Annotated in this window: 15 protein-coding genes; 4 read left to right on the forward strand and 11 right to left on the reverse strand. The window is 32.2% G+C overall.

Going from position 1 to position 14,868, the window contains the following annotated elements; genetic code table 11:
- Positions 1-137: 137 nt before the first annotated feature.
- From ABGB03_RS07440 to aroC, 7 genes are all read right to left on the reverse strand, one after another.
- Positions 138-1,295, reverse strand: coding sequence for a tyrosine/phenylalanine carboxypeptidase domain-containing protein (locus ABGB03_RS07440; RefSeq protein WP_347926172.1), 1,158 nt, complete (start codon positions 1,293-1,295; stop codon positions 138-140).
- A 41-nt stretch (positions 1,296-1,336) separates the two neighbouring features.
- Complete coding sequence (locus ABGB03_RS07445; RefSeq protein ID WP_347926174.1) at positions 1,337-2,167, reverse strand: N-formylglutamate amidohydrolase; 831 nt, start codon at positions 2,165-2,167, stop codon at positions 1,337-1,339.
- Between the two features lies 1 nt (position 2,168).
- Positions 2,169-2,498: a hypothetical protein gene (locus tag ABGB03_RS07450; protein WP_347926175.1), complete on the reverse strand. Its 330-nt coding sequence runs from the start codon at positions 2,496-2,498 to the stop codon at positions 2,169-2,171.
- A gap of 93 nt (positions 2,499-2,591) precedes the next feature.
- Positions 2,592-3,422 (reverse strand): sulfurtransferase, encoded by an 831-nt coding sequence (locus ABGB03_RS07455; RefSeq protein WP_347926176.1) that lies wholly within the window; start codon positions 3,420-3,422, stop codon positions 2,592-2,594.
- A gap of 15 nt (positions 3,423-3,437) precedes the next feature.
- The gene (gene gshB / locus ABGB03_RS07460; RefSeq protein WP_347926178.1) at positions 3,438-4,475 is read right to left on the reverse strand and encodes a glutathione synthase; all 1,038 of its coding nucleotides are present in this window, start codon (positions 4,473-4,475) and stop codon (positions 3,438-3,440) included.
- A 26-nt stretch (positions 4,476-4,501) separates the two neighbouring features.
- Positions 4,502-5,827: a dicarboxylate/amino acid:cation symporter gene (locus ABGB03_RS07465; RefSeq protein ID WP_347926179.1), complete on the reverse strand. Its 1,326-nt coding sequence runs from the start codon at positions 5,825-5,827 to the stop codon at positions 4,502-4,504.
- A 4-nt stretch (positions 5,828-5,831) separates the two neighbouring features.
- The gene (gene aroC / locus ABGB03_RS07470; protein WP_347926180.1) at positions 5,832-6,896 is read right to left on the reverse strand and encodes a chorismate synthase; all 1,065 of its coding nucleotides are present in this window, start codon (positions 6,894-6,896) and stop codon (positions 5,832-5,834) included.
- Positions 6,897-7,083: 187 nt separating this feature from the next.
- Between aroC and ABGB03_RS07475 the strand changes: the two genes are divergently transcribed.
- The 4 genes from ABGB03_RS07475 to ABGB03_RS07490 all read left to right on the forward strand — a co-directional run bounded on the left by ABGB03_RS07475 (position 7,084) and on the right by ABGB03_RS07490 (position 8,898).
- Positions 7,084-7,569, forward strand: a complete 486-nt coding sequence (locus ABGB03_RS07475) for a hypothetical protein (RefSeq protein ID WP_347926182.1) — start codon at positions 7,084-7,086, stop codon at positions 7,567-7,569.
- A 130-nt stretch (positions 7,570-7,699) separates the two neighbouring features.
- Positions 7,700-8,236, forward strand: coding sequence for an RNA polymerase sigma factor (locus ABGB03_RS07480; RefSeq protein ID WP_347926184.1), 537 nt, complete (start codon positions 7,700-7,702; stop codon positions 8,234-8,236).
- 11 nt (positions 8,237-8,247) lie between these two features.
- Complete coding sequence (locus tag ABGB03_RS07485) at positions 8,248-8,667, forward strand: hypothetical protein (RefSeq protein WP_347926185.1); 420 nt, start codon at positions 8,248-8,250, stop codon at positions 8,665-8,667.
- A gap of 12 nt (positions 8,668-8,679) precedes the next feature.
- The gene (locus ABGB03_RS07490; RefSeq protein WP_347926187.1) at positions 8,680-8,898 is read left to right on the forward strand and encodes a hypothetical protein; all 219 of its coding nucleotides are present in this window, start codon (positions 8,680-8,682) and stop codon (positions 8,896-8,898) included.
- A gap of 28 nt (positions 8,899-8,926) precedes the next feature.
- Here ABGB03_RS07490 and bshA read toward each other — a convergent pair whose 3' ends face one another.
- The 4 genes from bshA to ABGB03_RS07510 all read right to left on the reverse strand — a co-directional run bounded on the left by bshA (position 8,927) and on the right by ABGB03_RS07510 (position 14,868).
- Positions 8,927-10,063, reverse strand: coding sequence for an N-acetyl-alpha-D-glucosaminyl L-malate synthase BshA (bshA, locus tag ABGB03_RS07495; RefSeq protein WP_347926189.1), 1,137 nt, complete (start codon positions 10,061-10,063; stop codon positions 8,927-8,929).
- A gap of 4 nt (positions 10,064-10,067) precedes the next feature.
- Complete coding sequence (locus ABGB03_RS07500) at positions 10,068-12,980, reverse strand: glycoside hydrolase family 3 N-terminal domain-containing protein (RefSeq protein WP_347926190.1); 2,913 nt, start codon at positions 12,978-12,980, stop codon at positions 10,068-10,070.
- Positions 12,981-13,119: 139 nt separating this feature from the next.
- Positions 13,120-14,346 carry a phosphoserine phosphatase SerB gene (gene serB / locus ABGB03_RS07505; RefSeq protein ID WP_347926193.1) on the reverse strand — a complete coding sequence of 409 codons (1,227 nt, stop codon included), beginning with the start codon at positions 14,344-14,346 and terminating at the stop codon, positions 13,120-13,122.
- A 36-nt stretch (positions 14,347-14,382) separates the two neighbouring features.
- Positions 14,383-14,868 (reverse strand): ABC transporter ATPase, encoded by a 486-nt coding sequence (locus ABGB03_RS07510; protein ID WP_347926195.1) that lies wholly within the window; start codon positions 14,866-14,868, stop codon positions 14,383-14,385.

Below are 14,868 nucleotides of genomic sequence, written 5' to 3' on the forward strand. Positions count from 1 at the left end.
TATACATTTAACAATTAACACAATTAAATGTAAATCTTAGCACACTTATTTTGGTGACAATAAATATAACTAAGCATTTGTCTTATAGTGCAAAATTATCGTTAAAACTCTCTTTTATTTGATAAAAGAAGTAATTGCTACTTTAAATTCTTTAAAATAAAATCTATCGTTTCATTTTTATTATCATTACTCAAATAAGAATCTGTATAATACTTTGAATTTACAGCATATCCATTCTCAATGAGATACTCAATAGTATCGATGTGTTCTAATGACACTTTTCCAGTAAGTAGTAAGCTCAGGTCTTTTCCTGATTGGTAATAATCAAACACTTTCTTTAGACCTGACAGATATAAATAATCTTTTGTAAAACCTCCACCACGATGCGCTCTTACAGTAATATGAAAAGCGTCTTCTCTATTTAAATCGTGCGTATTATGAAGTAGTCTAAATGTTTTTGAAAAGGAATATCCTTTTGCCAAACTATTAACAGCAATAACTCTATACGCTAACTCTCGTAATCGCTTGATAGTTAAATTTCCAGACATATATTCGCTAAAAACGGCTAACCCTTCTTGTGTTTCAACATTATTTGGAAAACCATGAGAAAAGATTTTTAAAGGATGTAATAACCCATTCATAGTGGTAACCATATGTACTCCAATTTCGTGATTGGTTAGTACACCAATTTCGTTTTCGCTAAATGTATGATGATTGTTAAGTACTAATGTTTTTGAATTATTAAGAACCATAGCTATGGCTCCCATAGTGGTTGAGTATTTTATATTGTAAGTAAAATCGTATCTTCCCGAAAACCCCCTAAAAATTTCTTCAGTTTCTTCTGCCGTATATTTAGGTTTAAAATGAGCATCATCGTAGTTATCTTCAAAATGAAGAATGTACTTTGCATTTTCAACATCTTTTTCAGTTGGTGTTCCGAATGAATGTAGACTGTTATAATAAAACTTTTTTCCTTTCCCTATGGTTTCAATACTTTGAATAAGTCCAGAATAAAAATATATAATTTCTTCATACAAGTCTCTAATTCGTTCATCTTCAATTCGCTCGATAGGTAAAGAAAAGAACTCACGATGAAGATTAAACTTATCAAAGTCAATATTTGGATAATGGAAAACTGGATTGGTTAAATACTTAGACGCGAAAAATTTCTCTTTTTCACTTTCAATATTAACAGGGTTAACGTAAGTTAAAAGCTCTATTTTTTTAACCAATTTGTCTAAATAAGTGTCAATCTCTAGTAGTGTTTTACTAGGTGTGCTCGTCTCTTGCTTCATATTTATTTTTCACGAAAGTGAAAACTTCTTTACTAAGTAATTTATTTACTGTGCTTTTCTATAAATGTTTTTGCGTGAATTGGAAGTCGTTTTTTTAGCTGATTTTCCACACTCTGGGCAACTTCCGGGAAATTAATCTGCTCGCATTCATCACAATACACTTTAGCAATTTCAGTTGCTAAAACTAATGTATTTTTAAAACTATTGGTAATAAACTTTAGAAAATATCCATTACCAAAAAAGGTGTTATTTATCAACGCAGTAGACTTGATATTATTAGGAAGCTGTATTTCAGACAAACTTTGTCTCCACAGTTCAATATCTTCTCCAAAACGATTATTATCAACATTACTAGTTCCTAAATTCCATGTTGGCACTTCCCTATCCCAACGCTTCCAATTGTAACTGTGCATATCGTAAACTATAGCTGCTCCAAATTTTGCCTCTATACTTTCGATTAAAGCATAAGTAACATTGTAAAACGCTTTATGCTTAGATAACGATTTTAGTTTATGCTCTTCAGGTAAAGGTAATCTCCAAAGTTGTTTTCCCCATGCGGTTTCAAACACTGCATCTTCAGGTGCTCTGTTTAAATCATATTCGAAACGAGAATCGCAACCTGCTATTACAATTGGATGAGAAATAATCATGTTCTTAGTTTCAGGGTCTTCTTCGTACCACCTATCATATTCTGTATGTAAACAATTATCCCAAAGCTCTTTTCTAAATTGGTGCCCATCGTGTATAGCTGCACAGACATAAGGCACATATTCTTCTATTTTTATTGTAAATGAATAATCTTCAGCTACTGCATGAAATGTTTGTTGAGATTTAATGTTATTAATTATTGCTTCAATAGATAACTTCTGCATATCAACTCAGAATTTTTTTAAGGAATAGAAACATATTACGTTCCATAATATCATATTCGCCATCACTTAAAAAAAGCGTTTTAATATCAGTAAATAGTGATTCTAGCTCATCAGCATTATAATTATGGTCTTTTACACCTTGAATTATTTTTTGAAGACTTTGATAGTCATTATCCTTATCAAACTCATCATGTATTTTTTGAAACGTTTGCATGTCTACTTTTGAGATGATAACGTTTTTTTCTGTATTTGCTTCTTCAAAATTTGAATGAGCTGTATATAATAATATATAAGCAACTAACTCTTCTTTGGTCCAATGAGGTTGTTTCATCAGTTTAGTTTATTTGTTTTTTTATAGGTCAGATGTAATTCGCCGATAATCATTTTTGTTGGTATCAAATTCTTTGTATTGCTCATTTTAAAATTATTCTTTTGTTAATGTGCCATACTCAGTCCATGAGCCATCATAAACTGAAACATTTTTTTTACCAATCAACTCTGCTCCTAATGCTAATATACAAGCTGTGATTCCTGAACCACAAGAAAAAACTAAATGCTCGTCTTTAACATTAACTATATCAAATGCTTCTTCAATTTGTTTTGTAGACTTGAAGCAATTTTTATCTAAAAGCTTAGAAAAAGGAATATTAACTGAGTTTGGAATTGAGCCACTTCGTAAACCCTCCCTTGGCTCTGGTACTATACCATTAAACCTATTTTCTGATCGTGCATCTATAATTAAATGCTTACTGTTATTAGATGATTTTTGAATGTCGTTAAAAAACTTAAACGCTTTAGGGTTGTATTTTGCTATAAAGTTTCCTTTAGTCTTTGAGTGCGCTTTCTTTGTTTCTAAATTATAACCTTTAGATTTCCATTCAGGCAAACCTCCATCTAGTACTGCAACGTTTTCAAAACCAAAAGCTTTAAACAAATACCAAACTCTTGCACTGGAATAAATACCTTTATCGTCATACACTACAATCTTGCAGTTATTATTAACTCCTAGATTTTGAGCTTCTCTGGAAAATTTCTCTTCTGAAGGTACTGTATTAGGAAAAGGTGCACTTGTATCACTAAATACATACTTTATATCAAAAAACTGAGTGTTCGGGATTTGTGAGCTTTCATAATCCGTTTTATTATCAGTAACTTTATTCATACTTGCATCAAAGATGAGCAAGTTATTTTCGTTTAAATGATTATGTAACCATTCAACCGAAACCAAAGAACCAAATTGTGACGTGCTACCCATACTATCCTTATTAAACTAAGCCTCATCTACAGTTTTACGTAAACGTGTACGTCTGTCAAAAGCTTGTAATTTGTCAATAACTTTACTTTCAAGGAAGTCAATTACTTTTTCTTCAACCCTAATTTTTGGTTTGTATACTTTATTTATGTACGTAATCCCACCAGGAGACATCACGTTTACTTCAACTAGTTTTCCACCAATAACATCAATACCAACAAAATACAATCCATCATTTACTAATTTCGGGCCAATTTGTTTACACAAAGCTTTTTCGGCTTTTGATAGTGTATGTTTTTGTACACTTCCACCAGCAGAAACATTAGAACGATGGTCGTCAGTTCCAGGAACACGCCTCATCGCACCAACCGGTTCTCCATTGAGTAACAAAATTCTAATATCTCCTTGATCAGCACCTTCAATATAATCTTGCAAAATTACGTAATTCGAAACACCATCTGAGCCTGTTATATAAAAGTCTAATAAGGAATTAATATTACTCATTGCTGACTTCTCTATAAGAATCACTCCTGAGCCTCCAAAACCATTTAATGGCTTTAAAATCATTTTATCTGCTTTAGACTCTTTTATTTGTTTTACTAAATAATCCTTATTTTTTGATACATGTGTAGCAGGAATAATATTACTATGTGCATCACCAAAAGCAGCTGTGTATAACTTATTATTGGCTTCTCTCATTCCGCGAAGCGAATTAATTATAAACACATCGTCTTTTACCGAATCCAAGAAATTTAACATGATTGGGTCTAATGGAGGGTTTGCTCTAAAAAAAATCGCATCAAAGCCAGCTAATGGCAGCATTTCTTCACGTAACTCTGCCTTATTATAGAATGCTTTTAGTGAAGCAGGTACTTTATCCATCCTACCAATAACAGTACAAAATGCATTGGTTACACTGTTTCTAATAGTCAAATTTGCTGGGGTACACATTGCCACTCCATGTCCTCGTTTGGCACATTCTTTCATTAATGCTAAACTTGTATCGTTTTCTGCATCAATATCTTCCCATGGGTACATTATAAAACAAACATTCATCTTCTTTATCTTAAATTTTTATCTGTTTATTTTACTTCTTCATAATGGTCATCCCAATTTTTAATTTTTGGCTCACCAAGTTTTCCAACTGATTTGGCTACCACCATTGATACCATTGCATCACCAGTAACATTTACAACAGTTCTACACATATCTAAAGGTCTATCTACTGCAAAAATCAAAGCTAAACCAATTGGTAAAAGTTCAGGAGGAAGTCCAACAGACTCTAAAACAATAACCAACATTACCATACCTGCGCCTGGAACTGCTGCACTACCAATTGATGCTAGTAAAGCTGTTAAAACAATTGTTATTTGATCTCCAAATGTAAGGTCTAATCCTAGTGCTTGAAATATAAATACTGCGGCAACTGCTTGATATAGGCTAGTTCCATCCATATTAATAGTTGCTCCAACTGGAAGAACAAAACTTGAAACTTCCTTGTCTACTCCTATATGCTCTTCAACACGTTCCATAGTTACAGGAAGTGTCGCTGCACTACTGCTGGTTGAAAATGCCAACAATTGTGCTGGACTAATCTCTTTTAAAAACCAAAACGGATTCTTTTTTGTAACTGTTGCCACAATAACTGTATAAAAAGCTATCATTAGTACTAACCCTAGTAATACAACTCCAGCATATTGTGCTAATGCTACTAATATATCTGGATCGTCGGAAGATACTACAACACTTGCTAACAGCGCAAATACAGCATATGGTGCAGTAAGCATAATTAGGTCTACCATTTTTAGAACAACATCATTAAGCGAATCAAAAAAGTTTTTTAAAGGCTCAGCTTTTTTCTCTCCAATTAATAGCATAGAGATTCCTAAGAATATAGAAAAGAAAATAACTTGAAGCATCAGGCTATTCTCACTCATGGCTTTTATTGCATTATCTGGAACCATATCTTCAATAAACTGTAATGGCCCACTTTCAACTTGTTTAGAAGCTTCACTAATTTTTTCCTGAACACTACTGTTTTCTGAATATGTACTAGTTAATTTTGAAATTGTTTCTTCAGACACACCATTACCTGGCTGTAAAACATTTACTATTAATAGACCTATAGATATAGCAATAACTGTAGTAATTACATACGTTATGATTGTTCTAATACCAATACTTTTAAATTTTGAAATATCCTTTAAATCGGAAATTCCTTTTATTAAAGATGCTAGTATTAAAGGTATTGCGATTAGCTTCAATAACTTTACAAAAATAGTTCCAAAAGGTTTTATCCAATCATCAGTAAAAGCTTTACCACCATCAATTTGCAACATGATAAAGCCAAAGATTAGTCCTAATAGCATTCCAATTAGAATTTGCCAATGTAATGCGAGTTTCTTCATAATTTTATAGTTTAGTAATCTTATTCAATAAATAGTAATCTGCTAACACCAAGGCAGCCATTGCCTCAACAATAGGCACAGCTCTTGGTACCACACAAGGGTCGTGACGCCCTTTACCTTGCATTTCTAAAGTATTCCCTTGCGCATCAATAGTTTCCTGTTTTTGCATAATGGTAGCTACTGGCTTAAAAGCGACTCTAAAATAAATATCTTCACCATTACTAATACCACCTTGGATGCCTCCCGAAAGATTCGTTTTAGTGCTTCCATCTACATTAAAGCTATCATTATGCTCGCTACCTTTCATTTCAACACCGCAAAATCCGCTACCATACTCAAAGCCTTTAACAGCATTTATAGACAACATAGCTTTTCCTAATTCGGCATGTAGTCTATCAAAAACAGGCTCTCCTAAACCTATTGGAACATTTTGCAATACACAAGTAACTGTACCTCCAATAGTATCGCCTTCTTTTCTAATTTCTTTAATGCGTGCTATCATTTTTTCTGCAATAGTTTCATCTGGGCAACGTACAGCATTTGCTTCAATTTTCGAGAAATCTAAATCTTGATAAGGTTGATTAATGTTTATTTTTCCAACTGACGATGTAAACGCATGAATCTTTACATCCTTTAGTAATTGTTTAGCAATTGCTCCAGCAACAACTCTACAAGCTGTTTCTCTTGCTGAGCTTCGCCCTCCTCCTCTATAATCTCTTACGCCATATTTTTGGTCGTAAGTATAATCGGCATGACTTGGCCTATACACATCTTTTATATGTGAGTAATCTTTAGATTTCTGATTAGCATTTTTAATAATAAAACCTATTGGAGTTCCTGTAGTTTGTCCTTCAAAAATACCTGACAAAAATTCAACTGTGTCAGGTTCTTTGCGTTGTGTTACAATTTCAGACTGTCCAGGTTTACGTCTATCCATTTCTTGCTGAATTGCATCAAAATCTAATTGAAGTCCTGCAGGACAACCATCTATTATGCCTCCAATAGCAATTCCATGAGATTCGCCAAAGGTTGTAAGTTTAAATAAATTACCGAAAGAATTTCCAGCCATTAATTGTATATTCTTATTAGTTAGTTTTGCTAATGTAATTGTATTATTAGAGAAACAAAAATGGATTTTAAATATTAGCTCTAAATATTGCGATATTATACTCGAAATTTCAATATTGGCACAATATTAGCGTTATAGATTTATAATTTTTTATCAAAATAATTACATTTACAAAAACTTAAAACTTATGAGAAAATTATTTTTATTATCAATGACCTTATTAGGGTTTGCACTTACTGCTCAAGCACAGGATATCTCAGATCATGCAATTGGATTACGATTAGGTGATAGTGATGGCTTTGGAGCTGAAATTTCATATCAACTTGGTTTAAGCGACACAAACAGATTAGAGTTTGGTTTAGGCTGGAGAGATGGCAATAATTACAGTGCATTGAGAGCAGTTGGGTTGTACCAATGGGTAATGCCTCTTGATGGAAACTTTAACTGGTACGCTGGAGCTGGTGGTGGTTTTGCTTCATACAGCTTAGATAATGTAGCTCCAGGAGTTGATGATAGTAGCACCTCTTTATTGGTAGCTGGTAATATTGGTATTGAATATAATTTTGATATTCCACTATTAATTTCATTAGACTTTAGACCTGAACTTGGTTTTGGAGATATTAATGACGACCTAGATTTTGATATTGCATTAGGATTGCGTTATCAATTCTAACTACATTGAAATATTTTATTTTACTAAAGACCACTTATTTAAGTGGTCTTTTTTATTTTAATAAAAATAAATGCAATAGATTTAAAAAGTTTCGTCTTTATAATTGAAGACTTGTTTAAAAGGCTTTTAAATGACTCAGAAATCAGAAAACAATAAAAAACTTAAAGACTTTTTTGGTGAAGAATACCAATCACTTAAAGTTTATGTCAACTCAAGAATAAAAGCAACGGCTAGTCGTGATGCCGAAGATATAATTCAAGATGTGGCTTTAAAACTGTTTGCTGGAGCCGATAGATATTCGCCTATAAACAATGTAGCAGGCTTTGTGTATAACTCGATAAAAAATAAAATTATTGATATTATGCGGTCTAATAAACATAATGTTAGTTATGAAGATAATGCCGAGGCTAAGCTTCAAGAATTTGCGGAAATGGTATATGATTCACCAGATAATCCATATTCCGAAGAAATGGATAATGTCTTGAAAAAGGCTATTATAAATCTCAAACCAGAATACAGAGATATTATTATAGCTATTGACTTTGAAGGGTATAGTTATAAAGAACTATCGTTAGAAACTGGAATACCAAAAGGTACTTTAATGTCAAGAAGACATAGAGCTATTGGCATACTTTATAAAAAAATAGAATTAAAAAATATTAATTAAAAAAGAGAGAGATGACAAATTTTTTCAATCACAAGTTAAGAGGGAGATCCCCTGGAGAAATTGCTGGGTTAATCATACTAGCAGTTATTGGTATAACTGGATTAGCCATCCTTTTTGGTTTTGTAATAATGTGGCTATGGAACTGGTTAATGCCTGAATTATTTGGATTAACTACAATAACATATTGGCAAGGTGTTGGATTATTTATATTATTTAAAATCCTTACTGGTAGCTGTGGTAGTGGTAGTAGTGGCAACTGCGATTCATCAAAAAATTCAAAATCAGATAGTAAAACCGATTCTAAAACAAGTTTTTCAAAATGGAAACATTATGATAAATTTTGGAAAGAAGAAGGTGATGAACTTTATAAACAATATGTAGAACGACAATATAATAATTTAGAAGATTCTTCTAATGAAGAATCAATATAATAAGAAGTTATAATGAAACTATTGATTTTTAGAACAGATATAGAAACTAAAAAAAACATAAAGGCTGTAAAATCTCTTTTTAAATTTCAGTCTAGTATTATTAATTGGTCAATCGATATAGAAGATGTTGACAAAGTGCTAAAAGTGAAAGCTACAGAAGCGTTAAATGAAAACGATATTAAAACTTTGATTAAAGCTAGAGGCTTTCAATGTGAACCTCTGCCAGACTAATAATGTTTTAACAAAGGTTATTTGAGATTTAAATTGATACACATCGTGTTAATGCTAATCTATAAATTTCTTCATAGTTAGGGACAATAGCATGAAGATCAAATTGTAAAGCTTCTTTTTTTGCGTTTTCTTTAAACTTCTCTAAAACTGTATCATCTTTAAGTATTTGCAAAGCATTTTTAGTCATATCGTCAATATCACCTACATTACTTAAATACCCAGATACACCATGTTTATTCACTTCTGGTATTCCTCCTGTATTACTTGATATAACAGGAACACCTGATGCCATGGCTTCTAAAGCAGCTAGTCCAAAACTTTCAGTTTGGGAAGGAAGCAAAAACAAATCGCTAAAGCACAAAATTTTATCTATTTCGCTACTATTCCCTAAAAACTTCACCTTATTTTCAATTCCCAATTCTTCACAAAGTCTTTCTGCTGGCTCTTTTTCTGGTCCTTCTCCAACCATCATTAATGTCGCAGGTATTTCTTTTTGAATATTATTAAAAATATGAATTACATCGCCTATGCGCTTAACCTCTCTAAAATTACTGATATGTGTTACTACCTTTTCATTCTCATTAGCAAGCATAGCTCTTTGACAGTCTGTAAACTGATTTACATGCCTTTCTAAATCAATAAAATTTGGCACAACTTGTATATCGTTTTTAATATTAAATAAACGCAATGTATCGTCCTTTAGACTTTGCGAAACAGATGTTACTGCATCAGATTTATTGATACTAAATTCAACTGCTGTTTTATAAAATGGATGACTTCCAACCAATGTAATATCTGTTCCATGAAGTGTTGTTACTATTGGTAATTCTATACCTTCTTCATGCAGCATTTTTTTTGCCATATACGCAGCATAAGCATGCGGAATGGCATAATGTACATGCAACACATCTATATTATGTAGCTTTACAGTATCGACTAATTTACTTGAAAGTGCCAACTCATAAGGCTGGTAATGAAACAAAGGGTATTCGGGAACATTTACTTCATGAAAATGTACATTATGGCTCAACAAATCTAATCTAACTGGTTGACTATATGTTATAAAATGCACTTCATGTCCGCGTTTGGATAATTCTAACCCTAACTCAGTTGCCACAACGCCACTTCCTCCAAACGTTGGATAGCAAACTATACCTATAATCATTTTTTTATTCTTCAATAGCTTCGTAAATCAATCGTTGTATTTCTGTTCTAATATTTTCTTTTAATAATTTATTTCCATTTAAAGATGTTGGGTAGGTTCTATTTGCCATAAACACATACACAATTTCTTCTTCTGGATCAGCCCAAGCATAGGTTCCTGTAAATCCTGAATGACCAAAACTAGTCATAGACACACAGCCACATGTTGGACCATCTTCATCTAGTTGTGGTTTATCAAAACCTACACCTCTTCTGTTATCACTTTCGCAGTAATAGCATTCATTAAATCTATCTAAAGTTTCCGTTTTAAAATATCTTTGTCCACCATAATAGCCCTTTTGCAAATACATTTGCATAATTTTTGCAATATCATTTGCATTACTAAACACTCCTGCATGACCACCTACTCCATTTTGCATTGCAGCACCCATATCATGTACATATCCATGCACTTCTTGAAATCTATAATAATCGTCTATTTCACTTGGTACAATCTGAGTTTTACTAAATCTTTCCCTAGGTTTATAAGTTGTATAATTTGCACCTAATGATTTGTAAAAATGCTGTTGAACCAATTCATCCAAAGGTTGGTCGTAATGTTTCTCAATAAATTTCTTTAGAATATAATACGGTAAATCACTATAACGATATCTTAGTCGTTCTAACATATCGCTCTCTTTTATAGTTTCCTGTATAGAATCCTGATAATCAGATCTTAAAAATAATTTGTTTGCAACCTCAATATCAAAACCTTTACTTGATTTTCTTCTATAATATTTCGCATCTGGTTTTTTTGTTATTGAGTCTAATGTATTTACATAAAAAGGAATCCAAGGTTTTAATTGTGCATAATGAGATAGCATTTTTTTTATAGTTACATCTTCCTTATTAGTTCCTTTAAATTCTGGTAATAGGTCTGATAATTTACTATCTAAAGAGATGATTCCTTTTTCTTCCAATTCCATTATTAATGGTAAGGTAGCAACAATTTTGGTTAACGAAGCGATATCATAAATATCGGAAAATCTAACTTTTTGCTTTCCCTGATAAGTATGTTTTCCAAAGTTTTTATTATAAACAACTTTTCCTTTTCTGGCAACTAATAGTTGTAATCCAGGAGTCATTATTGAGTCTACTGCAAATTGAGCAACAGAATCTAATTTTGCAAGTCTATGAGAGTTCATACCTACGCTTTCTGGTAAGCCATAGCCCAACCTACTCAATGATGGAAAATGAATCCCATCTCCAACTTTAAATTCATCACCAGAAGTAACTGGTAAAACACCTTTTGCAGGAATAGCTCCAAATATTAGTTGCGCAGCTTTTTGTTGTGCAACATCACTATTTTGGTATGCAACTAGAATACTTTCTAAATTTTCGTTGGTTTTTAAGTCTAATAACGTATAAGGCTTTGCAAATACAGTTAAAATAGTTGTGTTAGTTCTTGCTATTTCGTACAACCAAACTAATTCTTGGTTAGAGAATTTATAACTTTCCCATGGACTTTTATTAGATTTATGAAAGCCAATAATTACAGTATTATAGTTATTGAGTTTAGAAATAAGATCGTCTAAATTAGTTGCAGATATTTCATGAACTTTTGCATATTTTTTTAGTTCTTTTAAAAATTCTGTTCCATTGTCATCTCCAAATTTCACATAAGCTATTGACTTATTTTCTAGTTTTCGTAAAGGCAATAAATCGCCATTATTCTTTATAACTGTTAGCGCATCTTCTATCAATTTTTCATTTAACACGTCGTCTTTCAAGCGATTAAGATCTTCAACCAAATTAGCAGTTCCAATAGGTTTATAATTATTAAGGCCTACTTTATATTTTGCCATTAATATTTTTTTTACTGAATGCGCTAAACGTTCTTCTGTAATATCTTTATTGTTATAAGCCTCTAAAATTTTATCAATACCTTGAGAAATGTTTGCAGACATTAGCATGACATCATTTCCTGCTTTAAAAGCTCCCAAATCTATTTCGCCAGGGTTACTAAAATTTGAAGCAGCTTTCATTGTAAGTGCATCGGTAAAAATTAAACCTTCAAAACCTAATCTTTCTTTTAAAATATCTGTTACAATATGTTTTGATAATGACGAAGGATAACCATCTCTTGGCTCTAAACTTGGTACGTTTAAATGTGCAACCATAACACTAGAGAGTCCTTTGCTAATAAGTTCTTTGTAAGGATATAACTCTACTGAATCTATTCTTTGCTCATTAAAACTAATTGTTGGTAGCGTATGATGTGAATCTAGTTCAGTATCACCATGTCCAGGAAAGTGTTTTGCAGACGCCAATGTACCAGCTTCCTGCATTCCTTTCATTAGAGCTAGAGATTTATTAGTGACATTATCACGATTTTCACCAAATGAACGATTTCCAATAATAGGATTTTTTGGATTGGTATTAATATCTACAACTGGTGCAAAATTAAAATGTACTCCTAATCGTTTACAATGCTCTCCTATATGCTTCCCTACTTTTTCAACTAACTCATTATCCCGTATTGCTCCAAGAGCCATATTATAGGGAAAGGCGTAAGTAGAATCTAGTCGCATATTTAATCCCCATTCAGCATCCATACCAATTAGTAAAGGGATTTTAGACATAGCCTGCAACTCATTATTGAGTTTTGCTTGCCTTACTGGTCCACCTTTAGAATAGATAATTCCTCCAAGATGATATTCTTTAAGCTGCTTAATAAGTGTTTGTTTCGTTTTTTCATCTTGACTAGAGAAAATTTGAACCATGTATAATTGTCCAATTCTTTCTTTTAAAGTCATTGAGTTATAAACGCTGTCCACCCATTTTTGTTGAGCTTCATAATCTTTTGTAGCTAAAGGGTGATTGCTTTGTGCTGAAGCAAATACACACGAAAAAAGTAATAGTAAAGTTATATTTCGCATAGTTTGGGATTAATTAATTTATCCATTGTTACATGGAAAACGAAAAACTATGCCAAAATAGCATTTTTACAACGAAGAATAAAAAACTTTAAGATAGTTTTATAACCAAGATAATAACAATAGCATTTTATTTATTTTGTTAGCGGGCGATTAGATCAATATGCCTATCATGATAACCTAATAAATACAATACGCCGTCTAAACCAATACTTGAAATAGAACTTTGAGCATTATCCTTTACTTTCGGCTTAGCATGAAAAGCAATGCCTAAGCCTGCAATATTGAGCATAGCTAAATCATTAGCACCATCACCAACAGCTATTGTTTGTCCAATATCTATCCCTTCTTTAATAGCAATTTCTCTAAGATATTCCGCCTTTTTATTTCCATCCACTATTTCACCTAAATAGCCACCAGTTAACATACCATCCTTTATTTCTAGTTGATTGGCGTAGACATAATCTATCCCTAATTCTTTCTGTAAGTATTTTCCAAAATATGTAAATCCCCCAGATAGAATGGCCGTTTTGTAACCGTAATTTTTTAGAGTATCAATAAGTCTTCGTGCTCCTTTAGTAATTGGTAAATTAACAGCAACGTTATGCAATACTTCTTCGCTTAGCCCCTTTAAAAGTTGCATACGTTTTTTAAAACTTTCTTTAAAATCTATCTCACCATTCATAGCAGATTCGGTAATTTTTTTAACCTCATCTCCAACACCAGCTAATTCCGCTAACAGGTCTATAACTTCTGCTTGAATAAGTGTGGAATCCATATCAAAACAAACTAGTCGTCTATTGCGGCGATAAATATTGTCTTCTTGAAATGCAATATCTACATCTAAATCATGAGAAATCTTCATAAACCTTTCAGTGATCTCTGCTTTATTATTTATTTCACCACGAATAGATAGTTGTATGCATGCTCTTGGGTACTCATCATTTTTCACTAGCGATAAACGTCCCGTAAGTCTTTTTATAGAATCAATGTTTAACTTCTTTTCTGAGATTACCTTAGTCACTTCAGATATCTGTTTTGCTCCAAATTTTTCTCCAAGAATTGTAACAATATACCTATCCTTACCTTGAAGGTTTACCCAATTCTCATAATTTTTAAGTGAAATAGGTGTGAATTTAGCCTGAATATCAAGTTCATACGATTTAAAAAGCAAATCTTTTAACACAGCTCCTGATTTTTTACCAGATTGTACTTCAAATAAAATACCTAGAGATAATGTATTATGAATATTTGCTTGACCAATATCTAATATTTTAGCATCATATGCGGCCAAAATTGATGTTAACTCTGATGTTAAACCCGGTTTATCCTGTCCAGATATGTTTAATAAGATAATCTCGTTTGCCATACTATTTAAAAATTAAAAACCTTGGTAAGGAGTTATCTAATTAAGAAATCTATTGTGCCAGCTTTCACTAGCAGGGACTTCCCAATTTTCAAGGTATTCTGCTTTATTGGCTACTAAATTGTTAAATACAATTGTGTTTTTGGATACCGCTTTGTCTTTAGCCATTTTTCGAAAGTCTGTCAAAGGCTTATAAGCAATATACTCACCTTGTTTATAGGACACATTCATTTTGTCCATTAAATCGACATTGTATTCTTTTTCTAACTGTTGAATAAAATGTACAGAAGCATCTATAGAACAACCAGTCGCACTATTCAAGTTTTGATTTAAACCAACAACTATAAAGCGCTTATATTTAATTTCATAACCAGAATACAAATCGCTTCCATGCGCAGTCCAGTTTTCAATAAACATATCTAATTTGGAACTTATTTCCTCTATTTCTTGTTCGGTAAATGAACGATTGGCTTGGTAGATCCAAACTCTAGCGGTTTCTGGTAATGTATTAAAATCTACTAGCAT

It is taken from the genome of Pontimicrobium sp. SW4 (assembly GCF_039954625.1).
Classification (GTDB): Bacteria; Bacteroidota; Bacteroidia; order Flavobacteriales; family Flavobacteriaceae; genus Pontimicrobium.

Bases quoted from the DNA above. Each gene is read 5' to 3' on its own strand.
- aroC (WP_347926180.1), bottom strand. From the start codon at position 6,896: ATGGCTGGAAATTCTTTCGGTAATTTATTTAAACTTACAACCTTTGGC.
- serB (WP_347926193.1), bottom strand. From the start codon at position 14,346: ATGGCAAACGAGATTATCTTATTAAACATATCTGGACAGGATAAACCG.
- ABGB03_RS07465 (WP_347926179.1), bottom strand. From the start codon at position 5,827: ATGAAGAAACTCGCATTACATTGGCAAATTCTAATTGGAATGCTATTA.
- ABGB03_RS07475 (WP_347926182.1), top strand. From the start codon at position 7,084: ATGAGAAAATTATTTTTATTATCAATGACCTTATTAGGGTTTGCACTT.
- ABGB03_RS07490 (WP_347926187.1), top strand. From the start codon at position 8,680: ATGAAACTATTGATTTTTAGAACAGATATAGAAACTAAAAAAAACATA.
- gshB (WP_347926178.1), bottom strand. From the start codon at position 4,475: ATGAATGTTTGTTTTATAATGTACCCATGGGAAGATATTGATGCAGAA.
- ABGB03_RS07500 (WP_347926190.1), bottom strand. From the start codon at position 12,980: ATGCGAAATATAACTTTACTATTACTTTTTTCGTGTGTATTTGCTTCA.
- bshA (WP_347926189.1), bottom strand. From the start codon at position 10,063: ATGATTATAGGTATAGTTTGCTATCCAACGTTTGGAGGAAGTGGCGTT.
- ABGB03_RS07445 (WP_347926174.1), bottom strand. From the start codon at position 2,167: ATGCAGAAGTTATCTATTGAAGCAATAATTAATAACATTAAATCTCAA.
- ABGB03_RS07455 (WP_347926176.1), bottom strand. From the start codon at position 3,422: ATGGGTAGCACGTCACAATTTGGTTCTTTGGTTTCGGTTGAATGGTTA.
- ABGB03_RS07510 (WP_347926195.1), bottom strand. From the start codon at position 14,868: ATGCTAGTAGATTTTAATACATTACCAGAAACCGCTAGAGTTTGGATC.
- ABGB03_RS07485 (WP_347926185.1), top strand. From the start codon at position 8,248: ATGACAAATTTTTTCAATCACAAGTTAAGAGGGAGATCCCCTGGAGAA.
- ABGB03_RS07450 (WP_347926175.1), bottom strand. From the start codon at position 2,498: ATGAAACAACCTCATTGGACCAAAGAAGAGTTAGTTGCTTATATATTA.
- ABGB03_RS07440 (WP_347926172.1), bottom strand. From the start codon at position 1,295: ATGAAGCAAGAGACGAGCACACCTAGTAAAACACTACTAGAGATTGAC.
- ABGB03_RS07480 (WP_347926184.1), top strand. From the start codon at position 7,700: ATGACTCAGAAATCAGAAAACAATAAAAAACTTAAAGACTTTTTTGGT.